The organism is Pelagibius sp., from assembly GCF_028281305.1.
Classification (GTDB): Bacteria; Pseudomonadota; Alphaproteobacteria; order Kiloniellales; family Kiloniellaceae; genus Pelagibius.
In genome coordinates, this window is the sequence record NZ_JANQKD010000089.1 from 34,314 (window position 1) to 53,903 (window position 19,590).

The 19,590-nt window shown below is 68.1% G+C and carries 17 protein-coding genes and 1 pseudogene; 5 read left to right on the forward strand and 13 right to left on the reverse strand.

Translation table 11 applies throughout. The annotated features are described in order from the left end of the window. Positions 1-10: 10 nt before the first annotated feature. The 5 genes from Q0982_RS17615 to tsaB form a co-directional block, all read right to left on the reverse strand. Complete coding sequence (locus tag Q0982_RS17615; RefSeq protein ID WP_299397662.1) at positions 11-886, reverse strand: GNAT family N-acetyltransferase; 876 nt, start codon at positions 884-886, stop codon at positions 11-13. Between the two features lie 91 nt (positions 887-977). Then, positions 978-1,430, reverse strand: coding sequence for a Fur family transcriptional regulator (locus tag Q0982_RS17620; protein WP_299397663.1), 453 nt, complete (start codon positions 1,428-1,430; stop codon positions 978-980). A gap of 261 nt (positions 1,431-1,691) precedes the next feature. Beyond that, on the reverse strand, positions 1,692-2,102 hold the full coding sequence (locus Q0982_RS17625; RefSeq protein WP_299397664.1) for a MucR family transcriptional regulator: 411 nt from the start codon (positions 2,100-2,102) through the stop codon (positions 1,692-1,694). Between the two features lie 271 nt (positions 2,103-2,373). Then, entirely contained in the window at positions 2,374-2,748 is a 375-nt protein-coding gene (locus Q0982_RS17630) for a GNAT family N-acetyltransferase (protein WP_299397665.1), read from the reverse strand. A 179-nt stretch (positions 2,749-2,927) separates the two neighbouring features. After that, positions 2,928-3,725 (reverse strand): tRNA (adenosine(37)-N6)-threonylcarbamoyltransferase complex dimerization subunit type 1 TsaB, encoded by a 798-nt coding sequence (gene tsaB, locus Q0982_RS17635; protein ID WP_299397666.1) that lies wholly within the window; start codon positions 3,723-3,725, stop codon positions 2,928-2,930. 128 nt (positions 3,726-3,853) lie between these two features. On the opposite strand from tsaB, the gene ddpX reads away from it, so the two are divergent. Beyond that, a complete protein-coding gene (gene ddpX, locus Q0982_RS17640) occupies positions 3,854-4,441 on the forward strand; it encodes a D-alanyl-D-alanine dipeptidase (RefSeq protein WP_299397667.1) in 588 nt (195 codons plus the stop codon). A gap of 13 nt (positions 4,442-4,454) precedes the next feature. Here ddpX and Q0982_RS17645 read toward each other — a convergent pair whose 3' ends face one another. Then, positions 4,455-5,036 carry a malonic semialdehyde reductase gene (locus tag Q0982_RS17645; RefSeq protein WP_322097058.1) on the reverse strand — a complete coding sequence of 194 codons (582 nt, stop codon included), beginning with the start codon at positions 5,034-5,036 and terminating at the stop codon, positions 4,455-4,457. A 276-nt stretch (positions 5,037-5,312) separates the two neighbouring features. Here Q0982_RS17645 and Q0982_RS17650 point away from each other — a divergent pair, with 276 nt between their 5' ends. Next, positions 5,313-6,554, forward strand: coding sequence for a polysaccharide deacetylase family protein (locus Q0982_RS17650; protein ID WP_299397669.1), 1,242 nt, complete (start codon positions 5,313-5,315; stop codon positions 6,552-6,554). Here the strand turns inward: Q0982_RS17650 and Q0982_RS17655 are convergent. The 6 genes from Q0982_RS17655 to Q0982_RS17680 form a co-directional block, all read right to left on the reverse strand. After that, a complete protein-coding gene (locus Q0982_RS17655; protein WP_299397670.1) occupies positions 6,541-7,533 on the reverse strand; it encodes a glucosaminidase domain-containing protein in 993 nt (330 codons plus the stop codon). The genes Q0982_RS17650 and Q0982_RS17655 overlap by 14 nt on opposite strands. A 232-nt stretch (positions 7,534-7,765) precedes the next feature. Beyond that, entirely contained in the window at positions 7,766-8,326 is a 561-nt protein-coding gene (locus tag Q0982_RS17660) for a NifU family protein (protein WP_299397671.1), read from the reverse strand. A gap of 235 nt (positions 8,327-8,561) precedes the next feature. Continuing rightward, positions 8,562-9,101: a universal stress protein gene (locus Q0982_RS17665; protein WP_299397672.1), complete on the reverse strand. Its 540-nt coding sequence runs from the start codon at positions 9,099-9,101 to the stop codon at positions 8,562-8,564. A gap of 188 nt (positions 9,102-9,289) precedes the next feature. Continuing rightward, the gene (gene trpS / locus Q0982_RS17670; RefSeq protein ID WP_299397673.1) at positions 9,290-10,318 is read right to left on the reverse strand and encodes a tryptophan--tRNA ligase; all 1,029 of its coding nucleotides are present in this window, start codon (positions 10,316-10,318) and stop codon (positions 9,290-9,292) included. A 149-nt stretch (positions 10,319-10,467) separates the two neighbouring features. Beyond that, positions 10,468-12,033, reverse strand: coding sequence for a murein biosynthesis integral membrane protein MurJ (gene murJ, locus Q0982_RS17675; protein ID WP_299397674.1), 1,566 nt, complete (start codon positions 12,031-12,033; stop codon positions 10,468-10,470). A gap of 82 nt (positions 12,034-12,115) precedes the next feature. Continuing rightward, positions 12,116-15,097, reverse strand: a complete 2,982-nt coding sequence (locus tag Q0982_RS17680; protein ID WP_299397675.1) for a [protein-PII] uridylyltransferase — start codon at positions 15,095-15,097, stop codon at positions 12,116-12,118. Positions 15,098-15,207: 110 nt separating this feature from the next. Between Q0982_RS17680 and Q0982_RS17685 the strand changes: the two genes are divergently transcribed. Next, the gene (locus Q0982_RS17685) at positions 15,208-15,705 is read left to right on the forward strand and encodes a hypothetical protein (protein WP_299397676.1); all 498 of its coding nucleotides are present in this window, start codon (positions 15,208-15,210) and stop codon (positions 15,703-15,705) included. Here Q0982_RS17685 and mutS read toward each other — a convergent pair. Next, entirely contained in the window at positions 15,702-18,350 is a 2,649-nt protein-coding gene (gene mutS, locus Q0982_RS17690; RefSeq protein WP_322097059.1) for a DNA mismatch repair protein MutS, read from the reverse strand. The two genes, Q0982_RS17685 and mutS, sit on opposite strands and share 4 nt — an antisense overlap. A gap of 295 nt (positions 18,351-18,645) precedes the next feature. On the opposite strand from mutS, the gene Q0982_RS17695 reads away from it, so the two are divergent. After that, on the forward strand, positions 18,646-19,161 hold the full coding sequence (locus tag Q0982_RS17695; protein WP_299397678.1) for a hypothetical protein: 516 nt from the start codon (positions 18,646-18,648) through the stop codon (positions 19,159-19,161). 230 nt (positions 19,162-19,391) lie between these two features. After that, positions 19,392-19,590: pseudogene (locus Q0982_RS17700) on the forward strand (hypothetical protein); the annotation flags it as partial.

A 19,590-nucleotide genomic window follows, 5' to 3' on the forward strand; every position in this document is an offset into this window, starting at 1 on the left:
CAGAGAGATCCTAGCGGGCGCTTCCGGGGCCCTGCCCAGCGCCGGAGGACACGCCCTGTGCCAGGGCGCCGGCCGACGAACCGGGCTCCTCGCGCTTATAGTGGCGCAGGTACTTTTCGGTGACCCAGTCGGTCTTCACGACGATGCAGACATCGGTGGTGCCGAAGTCGTGGTCGACCACCGCGCCATCGCCGACGAAGCCGCCGAGCCGCAGGTATCCTTTGATCAGCGGCGGCAGGGCCTGCCGCGCCTCGGAAATCTGGACCTCTTCGATGGGTAGCAGATCCATGGCCACCCGCCGGTCGTCCACCGCCCGGGCCCGCAGCGCCGGCGGCGCCAGGTGGTGATGGTAGAGATAGGACAGCGGCAGTTTCAGTTGCTGCGGGTCGGTACCCGGCAGGCTGGCGCAGCCGAACATGATGCTGATGTTGTAGTAGAAGACATACTCCGCAATGCCGCGCCAGAGCAGTTGCATGGCCGCACCGCTGCGGCAGGTGGGATCGACGCAGGACCGCCCGAGTTCCAGGATCTCGCCGGGATAGGACTCGATTGCGGCGATGTCGTACTCGTCGACCGAATAGAACTGTCCGCGCCGGGTCGCACCCTCGCGGCGCATCACCCGGTAGGTCCCGACCACCGACTCCGGCCCGCTGCCGCGCTCTTCGTCGAACACCAGAAGATGATCACAGAAATCGTCGAAGGAATCGAAGTCGCGCCGGGCCGCGCGCATTTCCGCTGTCGGCTGGGCCGCCATCTGCTCGTAGAAGATACGGTATCGCAAGGCCTGCGCCGCAAGGATCTCGGCAGGGTCTTCCGCCAGGCGGATACGCAGATTGCCGACGGCGACGTCGACCGGGCGATCGGCTTTTGATTCCGCAAGGCTCATGCAACATCCATACAACTATGCGTTAACACTGGCAAAGACTCATCCGCCTGTGCCGCGCGATGCAGCTTCCGCCGAGGTCTCGACGCAGCCCCTAGCCCTTGGACCCGGACGATTTGGGAGCGTCTTTCTCCTCTTCGCGGCTCAGGCGCACGCCATAGAGTTCAAGACGGTGGTCCACCAGCCGATAGCCCAGCGCCTTGGCAACCTCGTTCTGCAGGCGCTCGATCTCCTCATTGGTGAACTCGACGACCTCGCCGGTTTTCACATCGATCAGATGGTCATGATGCTCGTCCGGACGCTCTTCGTAGCGCGCACGCCCGTCGCCGAAATCGTGGCGCTCCAGGATACTCGCTTCCTCGAACAGCTTGACGGTGCGGTAGACCGTCGCGATGGAGATCCGCGGGTCGCGCTCCACGGCCCGCTGGTAGACCATTTCCACATCCGGATGGTCGGTCGATTCCGACAGCACACGCGCTATCACGCGCCGCTGCTCGGTCATCTTCAGACCCTTTTCAATACACAGTTTTTCCAGGCGATCCGGCATACTTTCCCCAACCCATAATCGGCCACCAAGCGTCGCAGAGCCCGGCGGCCGCTCGCTCCACGGTCCGCAGCGCCGTTTGACGGAACACCCTCACTTGCGCACCCGAGCCCTGTCCCTAACCGACCAGTATAACGGAAGAGACGCCACCCACCTAATAGGCGGAGGCGCCTTCTTTCATAGAGATATCCAATTGGGAAGACCGCTTCGGCGCCCGGCAGCGCCGCGCAGTGCAGCGAAGCCGAACCGCCCCGGACACTGCGCCTACTTCCGGCGCGCGCGCGTACCCAAGCCAATCTGCTTGGCCAGCTTGCTGCGCTGCTTGGCATAGTTGGGCGCGACCATGGGATAGTCGGCCGGCAAGCCCCAGCGCTCGCGGTAGTCCTCCGGCGACATGTCGTAGGCGGTCTTCAGATGCCGCTTCAGCATCTTGAGCTTCTTGCCGTCTTCGAGGCAGACGATATGGTCCGGCGTCACCGACTTCTTGATCGGCACGGCCGGCGACGGCCGTTCCGGTTCACGCTCCCGCGCGGTCCCGACGTTCGACAGCGTCTCGTAGACGTCACGAATGATCATCGGCAGGTCGGTAACCGCAACCGAGTTGTTGGAGACGTGCGCAGCGACGATGTTCGTCGTCAAGGAAAGCAATTCGCTTTGCTTCGCTTGCTCAGACATTGACCTCTTGAACTCCTCCACATTGCTGTGGCCTATATAAAAATTCTTCGAAAGAGAATCAACAATTATTCAATACGAAAATAATAAATAACCGAACTGGCAAGGCGTTGACTTCTCTTTTCCAAATGACCCAGAAGATATACATCAAAGACGCGCCAATTGCGCCAAGACCGGCGGGTTCCAGGCCGGGCGCTGCAGAGTTGCGCCCGATAAGGGCCCCGGCGCCGCAGCAGGCGGCAGACTGCAGGCGCAATCGTAGGACTCCTGGGGTTTAGGCGAGGGGTTTCCGCAGAATCAGCGCATCCACGGCCTTGCCATCGCCCAGCCCATAGTAGGCGGAACGACGCCCGACCAAAGAAAAACCGGCTGAAACGTAAAAGTTCTGCGCGCGGCGGTTGTTCTCTGCGACTTCTAGCTGAATCCGCTCTGCGCCCTGACGTTGTGCAACCGCAAGTCCCTCGGCCAGCAGCCGCCGCCCGTAACCGCGGCGGCGGCACAGGGGGACGACGCCGAAGCTGAGCAGCTCGCCGTCCGCAAAGAGCACCTGTGCGAGAAAAAACCCTATCGGCTCATCCTCTGCGTTGTGGCCCCCTGCGTTGGGAGTCGGCCCCGCCCGGGCCGCCAGCAGGGCGAAGCTGCCCGGCATCGCCAGGACCTCAGCCCAGGAGCGCAGGCTCCAGGCCGCCCCGATGTGGCCCGTTTCCTGGGGCCCCTCTTGTGATCCCACGGCACTTTCGGCGGCGCCGTCAGGCCGAAAACAGGCCGCCTGCAAGGCCGACAGCAGGGCCACATCGCAGGCCGTTGCCGGGCGAATCGAAAGGTCTGTCATCGCCGGCGCCGCGGCTGGGTGCCGTCCGCAGAGTTGCCGCTTGGGGACCTGCGGGCAGCGGCGGGGCCGGAGACGGGGCCGGAGACGGGGCCGGAGACGGATCCGGGCGGCGTGACATCGGGTGCACGCAGATAGAGCGGCTGGGCCGAATCGGCCTCCACCGCGCCCGCCACAAGCCGCTGCGCCGCCCGCGCCGCCAGGACCCCGGCATCGCCCGGCCCGGCTGCGGCCGCCACGGCAACATCGCCGCGCCCGGCGGCAGCCAGCGCGGCGGCGGCCTGGGCCGCCGCATCGCCGGCCAGCAACAGGGGACCTGCGGGCAGCGCGGCGGACAGGCGCTCCAGGCTCAGTTCGCGCGGCCCGTCCTGCGGCTCGAGCGCCGAATCGAAACACTGCAGAAAGACGTCCGCGCGCTTGGAGTCGATGAGACTCGCCACCACACGGCCGGAGCGTTCCGCCTCGGTCGCGGCGGCGGCGGCCACTTCAAAGGACGACAGGCCCAGCAGCGGCAGACGCCGCGCCAGCGCCAGACCGCGCGCGGTCGCCAGGCCGATTCGCACGCCGGTGAAACCGCCAGGCCCCGTTGTCACGGCGATGGCATCCAGCGCGGAAAAGCCGCCGTCCCACGCGGCCATCACCTCGGCGATCATGGGCACCAGATGTTCCGACTGACCGCGCAGCATGGGGGCAAAGCGCCGCGCGGCAACCCGACCGCCGGACCAGATCGCCGCCGAACAGGCGGCGCCCGCCGCCTCCACGGCAAGCAGGTGGGGCGCGGCGACTTTCACCGCCACCCCTGCCGGCCTACCGGCGATACGAAAGCCGTGCTACCAAGGGCCCTTCTGATTAAAACCCGCCTGCCAAAACCCAGCCTGCCCAAAACCAGCCTGCCCAAAACCAGCCTGCCGAGACCCAGCCCGCCATGAGCCTGATCGCGATCGCTCCGCCCGCCTTCGATGTCGACATTGATCTGGCCTACGCCACTACGGAGAACTTCACCGGAGAACCGATCTACGGACGGGCGGTTGCGCAGCTGCACCCTGAAGCCGCCACCACCCTGACGCGCGCGATCGGGCTGGCTGCCGCCCTGGGCCTGCGCTTCAGGGTTTTCGACGCCTTCCGGCCGGTCGAGGCGCAGTGGCGGCTCTGGGAGGCCTATCCCGACCCGGAGTTCATCGCCGATCCGCAGCGTGGCTCCAACCATTCCCGCGGGATCGCCGTCGATCTGACGCTGATCGATGGGGCAAGCGGGGCGGCGCTGGATATGGGCACGCCCTTCGACGACTTTGCACCTGCTGCCCACCATGGTCATCCCGACCTCTCGGCCGAGGTCCAGCGTAACCGGGCGATCCTGCTGGGGCTGATGACTGCCGCCGGGTGGGATTGGTATCGCTATGAATGGTGGCACTACCAGCTCTTCGATTCGCGGCGCTATCCGCTGCTGTGCGACGCCGCGGCGCCGCTGCCAATGATGACGCCGGCGCCGGATCGCGAAGCCGCGGCCCAATAGGCCAACTGCCGCCTCACAGCAGCTGACAGGCCTCATCGAATTCAAGCCGCGGCGAACGCGGGAACAGCGTGTCGGGATCGCCGTGGCCGAGGTTGCACAGAAAGTTCGAGCGCCAGGGCTTGCCGGCAAAAAACTCGGCGTCGACCTTGGCCCGGTCGAAGCCCGACATCGGTCCGCAGTCCAGCCCCAGGGCGCGGGCGGCGACGATGAAGTAGGCGCCCTGCAGGCTGCCGTTGCGCCAGGCCGTCTCTTCGATCTTGGCCGCGTTGCCGGCGAACCAGGCCCGCGCGTCGGCGTGGGGAAAGAGCTTCGGCAGATGCTCGTAAAACTCCAGGTCGTAGGCGATGATCGCCGTCGCCGGGGCCGCCATGGTCTTGTCCACATTGCCCTTGTCGAGCGCCGGCCGCAGACGTTCCTTGGCTTCCGCACTCCGAAGGAATAAAACCCGCATCGGGCTGCAATTTGCGCTTGTAGGCCCCATCTTGGCGAGGTCGTAGATGGCCTCCAGCAGCACATCGCTGATTTCCGCGTCCTTCCAGGCCGAATGGGTTCTGGCGCTACGGAAGATTTGGTCCAGGCCCGCATCGCTCAAGATTTCATTCACGGCTTATCCCTTTCTTAAGCTCCGAGCGCCACCCTCTACCCTTGCGGGAACCGCCCCCGCGGACGCGTCGGGCCATACCTTGGCCTCTGGGCGTCATGGGGGCAAGTCCATGGGACAGCGGTGGCTGCCGCGAGGCGGCCGAGGCCCCAGATCCGGGATGCGGAACGCCGCAGCCGCCAGCTTGCCGACCCAGACACCTTGGAAACCCCGCAAGCGTTCCCCGGCCGGCAAGGCGCCCGCCGGGGAGAGCATTAGGAGGATGCTGTCATGGTGGATGACATGGTGATCGCGAGAAAAGCCCAGTCGGATCCCGGCTTGCGGCCGCTGAGAACGCTGCGCGCGGCCGGCGGCCGGATGGCGCTGACCGCCGCCCTGCTTGGCATCGGCTTGCTTGCTATCGGCGTGGTGGGCGCCGCCAGCGCCCAGGAAGCCAAGCCGGCACGCGACACGAACCTGAGCGGCATCACCCGCAGCGCCGACGGCGGGGCGGTTATCCTGATGTACCACCGCTTCGGCGAGGATCATCTGCCCTCCACCAGTGTCCGGCTGAGCCAGTTCGAAGCCCACCTCGACGAGCTGGTGAACGGCGGCTACCGCGTGCTGCCACTGCCGGAGATCGTCAGCGCCCTGCGCGAGGGGCGCGCGCTGCCGGACCGCAGCGTCGCCATCACCATCGATGACGGCGTGCGTTCGGTCTACGAGGAGGCCTGGCCGCGCCTGCGGGACCGCAATCTGCCGTTCACCATCTTCATCTCCACCGCGCCCCTGGACCGGGGGCTGCCCGGCTATGTCTCCTGGGACGAACTGCGCGAGATGGTGCAGGGCGGCGGCGTGACGATCGGCAATCACGGCCACCGCCATTCCCACATGGTGCGCCTGAGCGCCGAGGAGCAGCGCGCCAACATCGACAAGGCCGCCGTCCGGCTGTTTGCCGAGCTGGGGGCCGCGCCGGAGATCTTCGCCTATCCCTACGGCGAGATCTCGGCCGAGTTGCGGTCTGCGGTGCGCGATGCCGGCTTCGAGGCGGCTTTCGGGCAGCACTCCGGCGCTGCCGGGCCGATGGGCGACCACCTCGCCCTGCCGCGCTTCCCCATCAACGAGGCCTATGGCGACATGGAGCGCTTCCGCCTGGTCGCCAACACCCTGCCGCTGCCGGTGCGCGAGGTGACGCCGAACGACCTTTTCCTGCGCACGGCTTCGCAAAACCCGCCGAGCTTCGGTTTCACCGTTGCCGGTCCGATCGAGGATCTGCGCAACCTGAACTGCTTTGCCCGCGGCGACGAGCCGGCGATCACGCTGCTGGACAACCGCATCGAGCTGCGGCTGTCCCGGCCCCTGGCCGCCGGCCGGGCGCGCATCAACTGCACGCTCAGGGCCGACAACGGGCGCTGGCGCTGGTTCGGGACACAGTTCGTGGTAAGCAGCGAGGCCGCGATCGCGCCGCCGGCCCCGACGGCGGGCCCTGCTGCCGCCCCCGCTGCCGCACCTGCGACCGCTACGAGCGAGTAAGCCGCTCCAGCCGCAGCCCGTCGAGGGCGCGCAGGTCGTTACGGGAGATGAGGCGCCGCAGCGCCGCCACGTAATCCGCCCCTTCCTCCGAGTACTGGGAGAGTGAGCCGGCCAGATCGATGGCATCGGCGCGCCGTCCGCCGGCGCGGGATTGCGCGCGCAGCTCGCGGAAGCGCTGGTAGGCGCGGTGGCTGTTGAGGTTGTGCAGGTAGGACCGCACACCGGTCATCAAATCGGGAAAAGCACGCACACGGAAGTTCGCCTCGTCCACCTCCTTGGGTGCCAGGCCCGGCTGGTGCTCGCTCCAGACCCTCTGGCCGAACAGCGCATTGGCATCGCGGGCGAAGCGCGAGCGGCCCCAGCCGCTCTCCTGCGCCGCCTGGGCGAGGGCGAGGCTGGGCGGGACCTGATCGATACGGCTCAACAGGTCGGCGGCATCGCCGGGCGCCGCGCCATACCAGTCGGCCACGTGCTCCAGCCACACCGCGTCGGTGGCGCCCAGCCGGCCGGCCGCCTTGGCATCCAGCGCCGCAATCACCTGGCCGCGGATGCGGGCGATTTCGGCATTGGCCTGCAGGACCAGCGGCAGAAGGCTGCGCAGAAACAGCGCCTTGCGCCGGTCGCTGTCCGCCACGTCATCCATGTCCCGCGGCAGGCGGGCCACCGCCAGGCGTGGCACCGCCGCGCCACTTTGCAGGCGCGCCAGGGTGTAGCCGTTGGAGTCGAAGAAGGCGGCGAGATCGTCTGCGTTGCGCGGCGGCAAGCGGCGCAGGGCCGGCCCCTCCGCCAGCAGACCCAGTTCCTGCCAGGCCGAGGGCGGCAGCGGCTGCGCACCCTGCCAGAGCCCGAGCACCAGAAAGACCCCAAGCGCAGCGCCCAGGACCGTCGTCCGGCCCAGCAGGCTGCGATTCACGCGCGCGCCGTGATGGAGCAGCCCAGGCTGCCATCTGCGCCAGTGCCGCAGGATCGTATCAGGCATTCGTGCCACCATTGCCTCAAGGCCTCCCGATAGAGTGCAACGTAGCCCCGACGGCGGTGAAGATAGCGGCGCCTTCCCCAAGAATTCGTTATCGCCGGCCCGCAGGCGGCGCCGGCCAGGAAATGACACAGAGCCGGAAAGCGACGAAGCTTTCCGGCTCTGTGCGTCTGGAGAAAATGAGATCCGGCGCTGGCGCCTCTGCGGCCGTCAGGTCATCGTCAGACGACCGGGGTCAGACGACCGGGCGCACCTCGACGACTTCGGGGATGTAATGCCGCAGCATGTTCTCGATGCCCATCTTCAGGGTCGCCGTCGAGCTGGGGCAGCCGGAGCAGGCGCCCTGCATGTGCAGGTAGACCACACCCTTGTCGAAACCGCGGAACACGATGTCGCCGCCGTCTTGAGCCACCGCCGGGCGCACACGGGTATCCAGCAGTTCCTTGATCTGGCTGACGACCTCGTTGTCCTCGGCATCGCCGCTGTGACCCTCGTCACCGGCGCCGGCATCGGCATTGAGCACCGGACGGCCCGCGGTGAAGTGTTCCATGATGACGCCGAGGATCGCCGGCTTCATAAGATACCACTCGCGCTGGTCTTCCTTGGTGACGGAGACGAAATCGGTGCCGAAGAACACGCCGACGACGCCCTCGACCTCGAAGAGGCGCTCAGCCAGGGGCGAGCGGCCGGCCGAGGCAGCGTCGGGGAAATTCGCGGTTCCGCTTTCCAGCACCGCGCGCCCGGGCAGGAACTTCAAGGTCGCCGGGTTCGGCGTCTGTTCGGTTTGGATGAACATCGCAGATCACTCCTTGGTCTTCGCCCCAAGGCCGCGGCCATCACCATGGCCCTGCTAAACCTGTGGGTATCTGGGAGGTTTTCTCCCAATCTTGGGTTTCCGGTCTTGGCTTCAATGTGGCGCCCTCGGCCCCGGCCTTCAAGCGCTATCCACCAAATCTGACCAAATTACTCAGGTTTTGCTTACCCTGATCGACCGGCTCTGGCAAGGGCCGGCGTTTTTGGCCCGATCCGCCCTAGGTCACCGCGTCGATTTCCTCGACGGTCATGGAGTCCGGGACAACGGTTACGGGAATGTGCAGACGCCCCAGGAACTTGCCGGTCATGGCGGAAACCAGGGGTCCGGGTCCGCGCTTCTGCGTGGCGGCACCCAGAACCAGGATGGAGATGTTGGGCTCCTCGTCCAGCAGGGCCAGGAGTTCGTCCCGGCGGTCGCCTTCGCGGACATAGAGGATCGGCAGGGAGCCCGAGAGCTCGCTGACCTCGGCGGCCATGCGTTGCAGCACCTGTTCGGCCTCGGTGCGCGCCTCCTCGCGCATGATATCGCCGACCGCCATCCAGTGCTGGAACTCAGAGGGTTCCACCACGTAGAGCATGGCCACCTTGCCCCCGGTACGCCGGGCGCGGAGAGCCGCAAAACGCAGCGCCACGCGCATCTCCTCGGTCTCGTCGACCACGACCAGAAAGACCCGGTTGCTCGCTTCCCGCGATTCCTCCTGGCCCGATGTCTCCTGGCCCGGTGTTTCCTGACCCTGTGTTTCCTGCGCCTCAGACATGGCAGATCCCTCTCGCGCGGTGCCGGCACCGGGGCGCGGCCAGGCGGTCCTCGACCTGCCCGCAGCCCTCCGCGGCCCCGATCACCTGAACCCTGCCACTACCCGGCTGGGCCACGCAATCGCCGCATTTTTCCCACGATTTGGGGGAGAATTCGTCCCACTGCGCCCAGGGCCGCCTCAGAACCGCCTTAGGGCCGCAGAAACCCGACGATGTCATAGACCTCGGCCAGGACCGGATCGGCCAGGGCACGGGCCCGCTCGGCGCCCTCGCGCAGCACCGAATCGACGTAGCCGGGATCATCGACCATGCGCTTCATTTCCGCGCCCATGTGGCCGAGACCGGCCACGGCCACCTCGGTCATGGCCTGTTTGAAGTCGGCGAAGCCCTTGCCCTCGAATTCCGTCACCACCTCGGCCAGGTCCCGGTTGGTGAGGGCGGCGAAGATGGTCAGCAGGTTGGCCGCCTCCGGACGTGCCTCCCGGAATGCCGCGGTGAACTGGCCCTCCGCACCGACCACAGAGGCATCGGGCAGCAGCTCGGAATCGCTGGTTGCGCGGCGGACCTTCTTGGCCACCGCATCGGCATCGTCGGTCATGTTGATACGCGCCGCGTCCGAAGGATCGGAGCTGCTCATCTTCTTGGTTCCGTCGCGTAGCGACATGACCCGTGTAGCAGTGCCCTGGATCAGCGGCTCGACGATGGGAAAGAATTCGACGCCGAAGTCGTTGTTGAACTTCTGGGCGATGTCGCGGGTCAGCTCCAGGTGCTGCTTCTGGTCCTCGCCGACCGGCACGTGGGTGCCCTTGTAGGCCAGGATGTCAGCGGCCATGAGGTTGGGATAGACGTAAAGCCCGGAGGACGCCTTTTCCCGGTTCTTGCCGGCCTTGTCCTTGAACTGGGTCATGCGGTTCAGCCAGCCCAGGCGGGTCACGCAGTTGAAGACCCAGGCCAGCTCCGCATGGGCGGCGACCTGCGACTGGTTGAAGATGATCGACTTCTCCGGATCGATGCCGGCGGCAAGATAGCCGGCGGTCACCTCGCGCGTGCGCCGCCGCAACTCCGCCGGGTCCTGCCAGACCGTGATGGCATGCAGGTCGACGACGCAGTAGATGCAGTCGTTGTCGCTCTGCAGATCCACGAACCTGCGGATCGCCCCGAGGTAGTTGCCGAGGTGAAGGTTGCCGGAGGGCTGGACGCCGGAAAAGATGCGTTTCATCGCGATGGGTCTGTTCAGAAATGCCGTTCTGGAGGTGAGGCGCGGTTATCGCTGGAGCGCCGCCGGGGGTCAAGCCCGCCGAAGATGATGCGGAGCGTTCCCGACTTGTCGCGGATCGGCACCGGCCCGCTAATCGCCAGAGACCTGGATCAGTCGGCCGTCTCGCCGCCCTTGGGCCGGCGGCGCAGCGCGGCGCGCAGCTCGCTACGGGACACGGCCCCCAGTGCGAAGGCAGCGGCGGCATAGACCGCAAGCCCTGCGGCCACCAGAACCACCAGCGCCAGCACCCGCTCGGAGAAACCGCCGCCCAGCCAGCCGGCGAGCAGGGTCTGCAGCCCCCAAAGGACGAGCGCCATGACGACGGCCGCGGCGGCGATACGCGGCAGGCGCCGGCGAAAGCGGTCATCCAGCGCCCAGAAGCCGCGCCGCCGGAGCGAGACCACCAGCAGCAGGGTGTTCAGCCAGGCCGCCAGCGCCGTCGCCAGCGCGATCCCGACATGGGCGAGGGTCAGGAACAGCAGCAGACTGAGCACGATGTTGGCGACCACCGAGACGACGGAGAAGCGGAAGGGCGTCACCGTGTCTTCGCGCGCGTAAAAGGCGGGCTGCAGGATCTTCACCAGCACGTAGGCCGGCAGGCCGCCGGCGAAGGCGGCCAGCGCGGCGGCGGTTGCGGCCGCGTCGTCGGGGCCGAAGGCGCCGTGCTGGAACAGCCCGCCGACGATGGCGCCGGGAATGACCAGCAGTGCGAGGGTCGCCGGCAGGGTCAGCAGCAGCGCGAATTCCAGGCCGCGGTTGAGGCTCTGCATCGCCGCGGCCTCGGCGCCGCCGCGCAGCTTGCGCGCCATGTCCGGCAGCAGGACGATGCCGATGGCGATGCCGATCAGCCCCAGGGGCAGCTGATAGACCCGGTCGGCGTAGTAGAGGTAGGAAAAGGCGCCTTCCTGCCAGCTGGCGATGGAGGAGCCGACGAAGATGTTGATCTGCAGCGCGCCGGCGGAGAGCACCCCGGGCACCAGCAGCACCAGGAGGCGGCGCACCCCGGGGGTGAGGCGCGGGCGCGGCAGGCGCAGCGCCATGCCGGCGCGCGCGGCGGCCACCGCCAGGAAGATCATCTGCGCAGCCCCGGCCAGGCAGACCGTCCAGGCCATCAGATAGCCGGGCGCGCCTGTGAAGGGCAGCACCACGACCAGCGCCAGGATGAAAAGGATGTTCAGCAGGATCGGCGCGGCCGCGGCCGCCGCAAAGCGGTAGAGCGAATTGAGCACGCCGGAGAGCAGGGCCACGACCCCCATGAAAAGGAGATAGGGGAAGGTGATGCGCGACAGCTCCACGGCCAGGGCCAGCTTCTCCGGGTCCTGGGAGAAGCCGGAACCGATCACGTAGATGAACCACGGCATGCCGGCCATGGCCGCGGCGGAGAACACCAGGAGGCCGGTAATCAGCATCGAGAGCGCCTGCTCCGCAAAGCGCCGGGCGGCGGCCTCCCCCTCCTGCTCCAGGCGGCGGGCGAAGAGCGGCACGAAGGCGGCGTTGAAGGCACCCTCGGCGAAGAGCCGGCGGAACAGGTTGGGCAGGCGGAAGGCGGCGAAGAAGGCGTCGGCCACCGGGCTGGCGCCGACCACGTTGGCGATCAGAATATCGCGGAGAAAGCCGAGGACCCGGCTGATGCCGGTGTAGCCCCCGACGGTCGCAACGGAACGAACAAGGCTCATGCCCGTCCCTTCTAGAGAATTGCGGCGGGCTTAGGAAGCCTTGGGGTCCCGGCGGGAGTAGGCTCCGGGGCTGTCCGGGAACCTACTTTCGCGCTTCCTTGCCGGCTTTGACCGTTTTGGCGGGGAGCTTGGCGGCGGCCTTGGCCTTTGTCTTGGCCTCGGCGCCTTTCGCCGGCTTCTTTTCGGCCGGCTTCTTTTCTGCAGGCTTCCGGGCGAGGCTGCAGTCGCCGTCCTGCAAGGCGGCGATCAGCTTTTTCTCGATGTTGCGCAGCTTCACCTTGTTCTCGATCTTGCCGCCGAGGGCGTCCTGCACATAAAAGACGTCGACCGCCCGCTCGCCGAAGGTGGCGATGCGCGCCGACTTGATGATCAGGTTGAGGCGGGTGAGCGCCTGGGTCACCTGATACAGCAGCCCGGGCCGGTCGCGCCCGTTCACCTCGACCACGGTGTGGTTGCGGCTCGCCTTGTTGTCGATCAGCACCTGGGGCGAGACCTTGAACACCCTGAGGCGGCTGGGAATGGGCGACTTCTGCGCCTCCAGTTCCTGCAGCGGCTTCATCCGCCCGGCAAGACTCTGCTCGATCGCCGCCGAGAGGCGCGCCAGCTTGCCCGGCTGGTCGAAGGGGCCGCCGGTGGCGTCCTCCACATAAAAGGAGTCCAGCGCCATGCCGTTGCGCAGGGTGAAGATCCGCGCTGCGGTGATGGAGGCGCCGGCGACGGCCATGGCCCCGGCGATGCGGCTGAAAAGCCCGGGGTGGTCGGCGGCATAGACCGTCACCTCCGTTGCTTCGCGGTAGCGGTCGACCCGGGTGTCGATAGTCAGCGGCCGCCCGCTCTGGTCGGCCTCGCGCAGCAGGCTGGCGTGGCGCATGTGCGTGTCGGCGTCCAGGCCGGTCCAATAGGGCGGATAGCCGCGGCGCAGATGGGCGGTGATCGCCTTGGCGCTCCAGCCGGCCTGCTGCAGCCGCTCGCGCAGCCCGGCCTTGGCCGCCTTGACCCGCGCGTCGCGGCTGTCGGCGGCCAGCCCGCCGGACAGCAGGGCCTCGGTTCCCCAGTAGAGGTCGCGCAGCAGCGCCGCCTTCCAGGCCGTCCAGACCCCCGGACCGACGGCACGGATGTCGGCCACGGTGAGAACCAGCAGCAGGCGCAGGCGCTCCGGCGACTGCACCAGGTCGGCGAAGTCCTGCAGGGTCTTGGGGTCGTTGATGTCGCGCTTGAACGCGGTATCGCTCATCGCCAGGTGGTGCAGCACCAGCCAGGCCACGGTCTCGGTCTCCGCCTCGCTGAAACCGAAGCGCGGGCAGACCTTCTCGGCCACCTTCGCGCCGAGGACGGAGTGATCGCCCTGGCGGCCCTTGGCGATGTCGTGCAGCAGCACCGCCATGAAGAGCACGCGCCGGGACAGCACCTTGTGCACCACGTCGCTGGCAATCGGCGCCTCGGTGGCCAGCCGCCCCTCCTCGATGGCATGCAGCACGCCGATGGCAAAGATGGTGTGCTCATCCACCGTGTAGTGGTGGTACATGTTGTACTGCATCTGCGCGACGACGCGCCCGAAGTCCGGCAGGAAACGCCCGAAGACCCCGGCTTCGTTGAGGCGCCTGAGCGTCGTCTCCGGGTCGTGCTTGGAGGTCAGCATCTCCATGAAGAGCTCGTTCGCGCGCTCATCGGCGTGCAGCGCCTTGTTCACCCGCTTCAGGTTGCGGGTGATCCAGCGCAGCGCATCGGGGTGGATATCCAGTTCATGTTTCTGGGCGACCCGGAAGATGCGCAGCATCTCCACCGGGTCCTCGGCGAAGACTTCGCCGGAGGGGACGCTGAGGCGGTCGCCCTCCAGCGCGAAGCCCTCGACCTTGCGGCGGCGGCGCAGGCTGGGCAGGCGAAAGCGCGAACGCCGGTCGTGCTCGGCCTCGATGGCCGAGCAGAAGATCCGTGTCAGGTCGCCCACCTCCTTGGCGACCAGGAAGTAGCGCTTCATGAAGCGCTCGACATCCATCAGCCCGGCGTGGGCGGTGAAGCCCATCAGCGGCGCGAGCTGCTTCTGCATGTCGAAGGTCAGGCGCTCCTCGGCGCGGCCGGAGCTGTAGTGCATGTAGCAGCGCAGCGTCCAAAGATAGTTCTGCGCCTTTTCGAAGCGCCGCACCTCGGCCGCGGTAAAGACCTTGCGCTCCACAAGCTTGGCGATGTCGTCGACGTTGTAGAGATACTTTGCGATCCAGAACAGCGTGTGCAGGTCGCGCAGCCCGCCCTTGCCTTCCTTGATGTTGGGCTCCAGCGTGTAGCGCGAGCCGCCGAAACGCCTGTGGCGGCCGGACCGTTCCTTTAGCTTGGCCTCGATGAATTTGGCCCCGCCGCCGTTCTGCACGTCCTTTGCGAAACGCCGGCGCAGTTCGCGGTAGAGCTCCTGATCGCCCCACAGCCAGCGCGCCTCCAGCAGCGCCGTGCAGATCGTGATGTCGTCCTTGGCAAGGCGCAGGCATTCGCGCACCGAGCGGGTCGCATGGCCGACCTTGAAGCCGAGGTCCCAGAGAAGATAGAGCATCTCCTCGACCACCTGCTCGCTGCGCGGGGTCAGCTTGTAGGGCAGCAGGAACAGCAGATCGATGTCGGAGTGCGGCGCCAGTTCGCCGCGGCCGTAGCCGCCGAGCGCGACCAGGCAGAGACGCTCGCCGGTGGAGGGGTTGGCCAGGGGGTAGAGCCGCTGGCCGACGTGGTCGTAGATCACGCGCAGGACCTGGTCGACCAGATAGGACTCGGCACGCACCGTCGCCGTGCCCGAGGCACCGGCCTCCAGCCGCCGGCGCACCTCGGCCCGGCCGTCCTTCAGCGCCTGTTTCAGAAGGTCGAGCACCGCGGCCCGCAGGGCCGGGCCCGGAGCCTGCCGCTCCGCCAGGTCGTCGATCGCCGCCAGCAAGCGGCGGCGGGAGACGATGGCGCGGCGGTCCTCGACCCGCAGATCGTCCTCGAACCCCCCCTCTTCGAGGCCCGGGCCCGAGGCTTTCGGCGCTGTCTTGCCCGGCTTTGCGGCCTTTCCGGGCACGGTTATGTCAAGGCTTGCAGGCATGCTATCCTTCACATCGCCTTTTGCGGCGGCCCTGTCCAGTCCCTGGGTCTGATTCACCGGCCCGAGCCCCGGCCCCATCCCGAAGAGAACAGAGGGCCAAGAGCGAGAGTATGGCACGAATCCTTGGCACGGTCCTAAAGACCGTCTGTGTACTGGCGATCCTCGGCGCCTGCGCCAGCCCGGTCGAGCCGCCGCTGATGCGCGCCAGCGCGAGCGCCGAGGCCGAGACGCTGAAGCTCCGGGTTGACGACATTCCGCCGGGGCGCCAAATCCTGGCGCTGGTGCTGGTCGACCCCCAGGGCGGCGAAACCCCGGCCCGCGACCGCGAGGTCGTCACCCGCCAGACCGGCAGCGGCGGCGCCGCCGGCCCCGGCATCGGGGTGGGCGCCACCGGCGGGTCCTCCAGCGGCATCAGGCCGTACATCTCCCTCGGTTACCTCTTCCGCGGCAGCCGCGAAGAACGGCGCAGCCAGTATCTGACGGCCGAGATTCCCGTGGCCGAGCCGGAGCGTTACCGCAGCGGCTACCGCGACTGGCGTATCGAGGTGCGCTACCGCGACCCGGAAGGCCGCGACGGCCTGCTCACCCTGGCGGCACCGCCGCTTTAGGACTCGTCCGGGTCCGACAGCTCCTTCAGGCGATAGATCAGCTCCAGCGCCTCCCGCGGACTGAGGCTGTCCGGCTCGACCTCCGACAGCGCCGTTTCGACGGGGGAGGGCTCGGGCCCGGCGGCCGGCTGGCTGAGCGTCGCCGCGAAGAGCGGCAAATCGTCGGCCAGGCGCGAAAGCGCACCGGCCTGCTCGCCCTGCTCCAGGGTCGCCAGGACCGCCTCGGCCCGGTCGATGGCCGCCTTGGGCAGGCCAGCCAGCTTGCCGACATGGATCCCGTAGGACCGGTCGGCAGCCCCGGCCACCACCTCGTGCAGAAACACCACGTCGTCCTGCCACTCCTTCACCCGCATGGCATGGCAGGAGAGGGAGTCCAGTTTCGCGGCCAGCGCGGTCAGCTCGTGGTAGTGGGTGGCGAAGAGGGCGCGGCAGCGGTTCACCTGATCCAGGTGTTCGATGCAGGCCCAGGCGATGGAGAGTCCGTCGAAGGTGGCCGTGCCGCGGCCGATCTCGTCCAGGATCACCAGCGCGCGCGGCCCCGCCTGATTGAGGATGGCGGCGGTTTCCACCATCTCCACCATGAAGGTCGAGCGGCCCCGGGCCAGATCGTCGGCGGCCCCGACGCGGCTGAACAGGCGGTCGACCAGCCCGATGTGGGCGGCGGCGGCGGGCACATAGCTGCCCATCTGGGCGAGCACGGCGATCAGCGCGTTCTGGCGCAGGAAGGTGCTCTTGCCCGCCATGTTGGGGCCGGTGATCAGCCAGATGCGGCCGACACCCGAGTCGGGATCGGGGTCGTCCTCAAGGCGGCAGTCGTTGGCGACGAAGCCGCCTTCCTGCGCGCTCGCCAGCGCGGCCTCCACCACCGGGTGGCGCCCCTCGCGGATGTCGAAGGCCGCGCTGTCGTCGATGCGCGGGCGGCACCAGCGCTGTTCCACCGCCAGCTCGGCGAGGCCGGCGGCAACATCCAGTGCCGCCAGCACCCGGGCGCTGCGCGCAACGGCTTCGGCCTGGCCCAGAACCTCGGTCACCAGGCGCTGAAAGATCTCCAGCTCCAGCGCCAGGGCGCGCTCCGCCGCCGAGGCGATCTTCTGTTCCAGCTCGGACAGCTCCACCGTGGTGAAGCGCATGGCCGAGGCGAGGGTCTGGCGATGGATGAAAGGTCCCTCGGCGCCGGTCCTGATCTTGCCGGCGTGGGTCGGCGTCACCTCGATGAAGTAGCCGAGCACGTTGTTGTGTTTGACCTTGAGGCTGGGCACGCCGGCCTCTTCGGCGTAGCGGCTCTGCAGCCCGGCCATCAGCTTGCGGCTGTCGTCGCGCAGGCTGCGCAGTTCGTCGAGAGCGGCGTCGTAGCCGGCGGCGATGCAGCCGCCGTCGCGGGCCTGAAACGGCGGTTCCGCCGCCAGGGACGCGTCCAGGGACGCAACGAGGTCCGCATGGGCGCCGAGACTTTCCAGATCGCCCGCCGCCAGGCTCGGCGGCGCAAGACCGGCGCGGGCGACGATGAGCCGCGCCAGATCCCCCGCCACAGAGAGGGCACCACGCACGGCGGCGAGGTCGCGCGGCCCGCCGCGCCCGAGACTGAGGCGGGAGAGGGCCCGCTCAATGTCCGGGCAACGCCGCAGCGCCGCCCGCAGGTCGGCCCGCAGCCCGCCGTCTTCGATGAGCCAGGCAAGCTGGTCGTGGCGCGCGGCGATGGCCGCCGGATCGGTCAGCGGTGCGGCAAGACGGGTCGCCAGCAGCCGGGCCCCGGCGCCGGTGACGCTGCGGTCGATGGTGGCGAGCAAAGTGCCGTCGCGCCCGCCGGAGAGGGACTCGGTCAGTTCCAGGTTGCGCCGCGTGGCGGCGTCGATCTCCATCACCGCGCCCCCGGCCAGCCGCCGCGGCGGCTGCAGGCGGGGCATCTTCCCTTTCTGGGTAAGCGCCAGGTAATCGATCAGCGCGCCCGCCGCGGCCAGTTCGGCGCGGCCGAAGGTGCCGAAGGCGTCGAGGGCCTTGACCTGAAAGACCTCCTCCAGACGGCGGCGGGCGTTGCCGCTGTCGAAGCGGGGGGCCGGCAGCGGGCTCAGCCGCTCCCGCAGGTCGGCCAGGACCTCCGCGGCGGCAGGCTGGGCCAGCAGGCTTTCCGGCAGGATGATCTCGCCGGGATCGAGGCGCGCCAGTGCCGCCGCCATATCCCCGGTGCCAAGCGCCTGGGTCTGGAAGTCGCCGGTCGAGATGTCGAGCCAGGCCAGCGCCAGTCCGCCGCCGGCGCTCGCCAGCGCGGCCAGGTAGTTGTGGGCGCGCGCGTCCAGCAACGCGTCTTCGGTGAGGGTGCCCGGCGTGACGATGCGCACCACCGCCCGGCGCACCACCGACTTGCTGCCGCGCTTCTTGGCCTCCGCCGGGTCCTCCGTCTGTTCGCAGACCGCGACCTTGAAGCCCTTGCGGATCAGGCGCGCGAGATAGCCGTCCGCGGAGTGCACCGGCACGCCGCACATGGGAATGTCGGTGCCCTGGTGCTGGCCGCGTTTGGTCAGCGCGATGTCCAGGGCTGCGGAAGCCTGTTGCGCGTCCTCGAAGAACAGTTCGTAGAAATCCCCCATGCGATAGAACAGCAGGACGCCCGGATGCTCAGCCTTGATCTCCAGGTATTGGGCCATCATCGGAGTTACGGCAGCCGCCTTGGCGGGCTGGGCCGAGCGGGTCGCCTGGACCGCCGGGGCAGGCTGGGCCGCAGCGGTCTGCGGATCCTGGTCCTGCTGGTTCTGGTCCTGCTGGTTCTGGTCCTGCTGGGGGGCGGGTTTTGCGGTCATCGATCCAAGACGCGAATGCGGGCGCGCAGGTTATCACAGGCGACCCGACCGGGGGCAAGCCGGGCGATCGGGCGCGGCAGCAAATGAACCACGGGTCTGGGCAAGCCGCGCCGCAGCGGTCAAAATGGGAAAAAGGGAGAACGGAATGCAGGACCGGAGTTCAGAGAGCGGCGTCTTCGCCGCCGGCCAGCCCGTCGAGGTGGTCGGACGCTTTTCCCAACGCGTCGCCTTTACCGAAGCGGTCGAGGCGCTGCTGGCGGAGGGCTTTGCCCGCGACGATCTTTCCGTGCTCGATACCCACGAATCGCTCAGCGCCAGCGGCTCGCCCGGGGAGGCCTGGCAGGAGTCCCTCGCCGGTCTCGTCGGCGAAATCAACTACGTCGGCCCGCTGACCGCTGCCGGCCTGATCGCCATTGCGACCGGCCCGGTGGGCGCGGCGGTGGCCGGCGCGCTGGCCGCCGGCACCAGCGTCGCCGCCGTGGTGGAGCTGCTGGAGAAACTCCGCGCCACCCCCCATACCGAGGCTTTCGCCCGCGCCCTGGAGGCCGGGGCGATCCTGCTGTGGGTGCGGGTCGCAGATCCGGCCGCGGCGGAGCGGGCGGAGGAAATCCTCAGCAAGGCCGGAGGCGCCGACGTCCACCGTCATGTGCGAACGCAGTGAGGGTCAGGCCGCGTCGCGCCCAGTCGTAAGCCCGGGTCCTCAGCCCCGGTCCTTTGCCATGATCTTTGACGCTTGCAGGACGTCTCTCTAAGATTTCCGGAAAAACAAGGCCCTAAGCCAACTGTGCCGAGGGAAAGCGGAGGGTCCGCCGCTCCGCCCCAGGGTACCCCGGCGTTTTGGGCGAGACCGTAATGCAGGCGCCCGAGACACGTGCCCAAGGGGAGGACAGCATGGACAGAACCCGCATCACCGAAGAAGAGGCGCTGGATCTGCATGCCTCCGGCCGGCCCGGCAAGTTCGAGATCCAGGCCACCAAGCCGCTGACCACCCAGCGCGACCTCTCGCTGGCCTACTCCCCCGGCGTCGCCGTCCCCTGCCTGAAGATCGCCGCCGACGAGGCCAAGGCCTACGACTACACCGCCAAGGGCA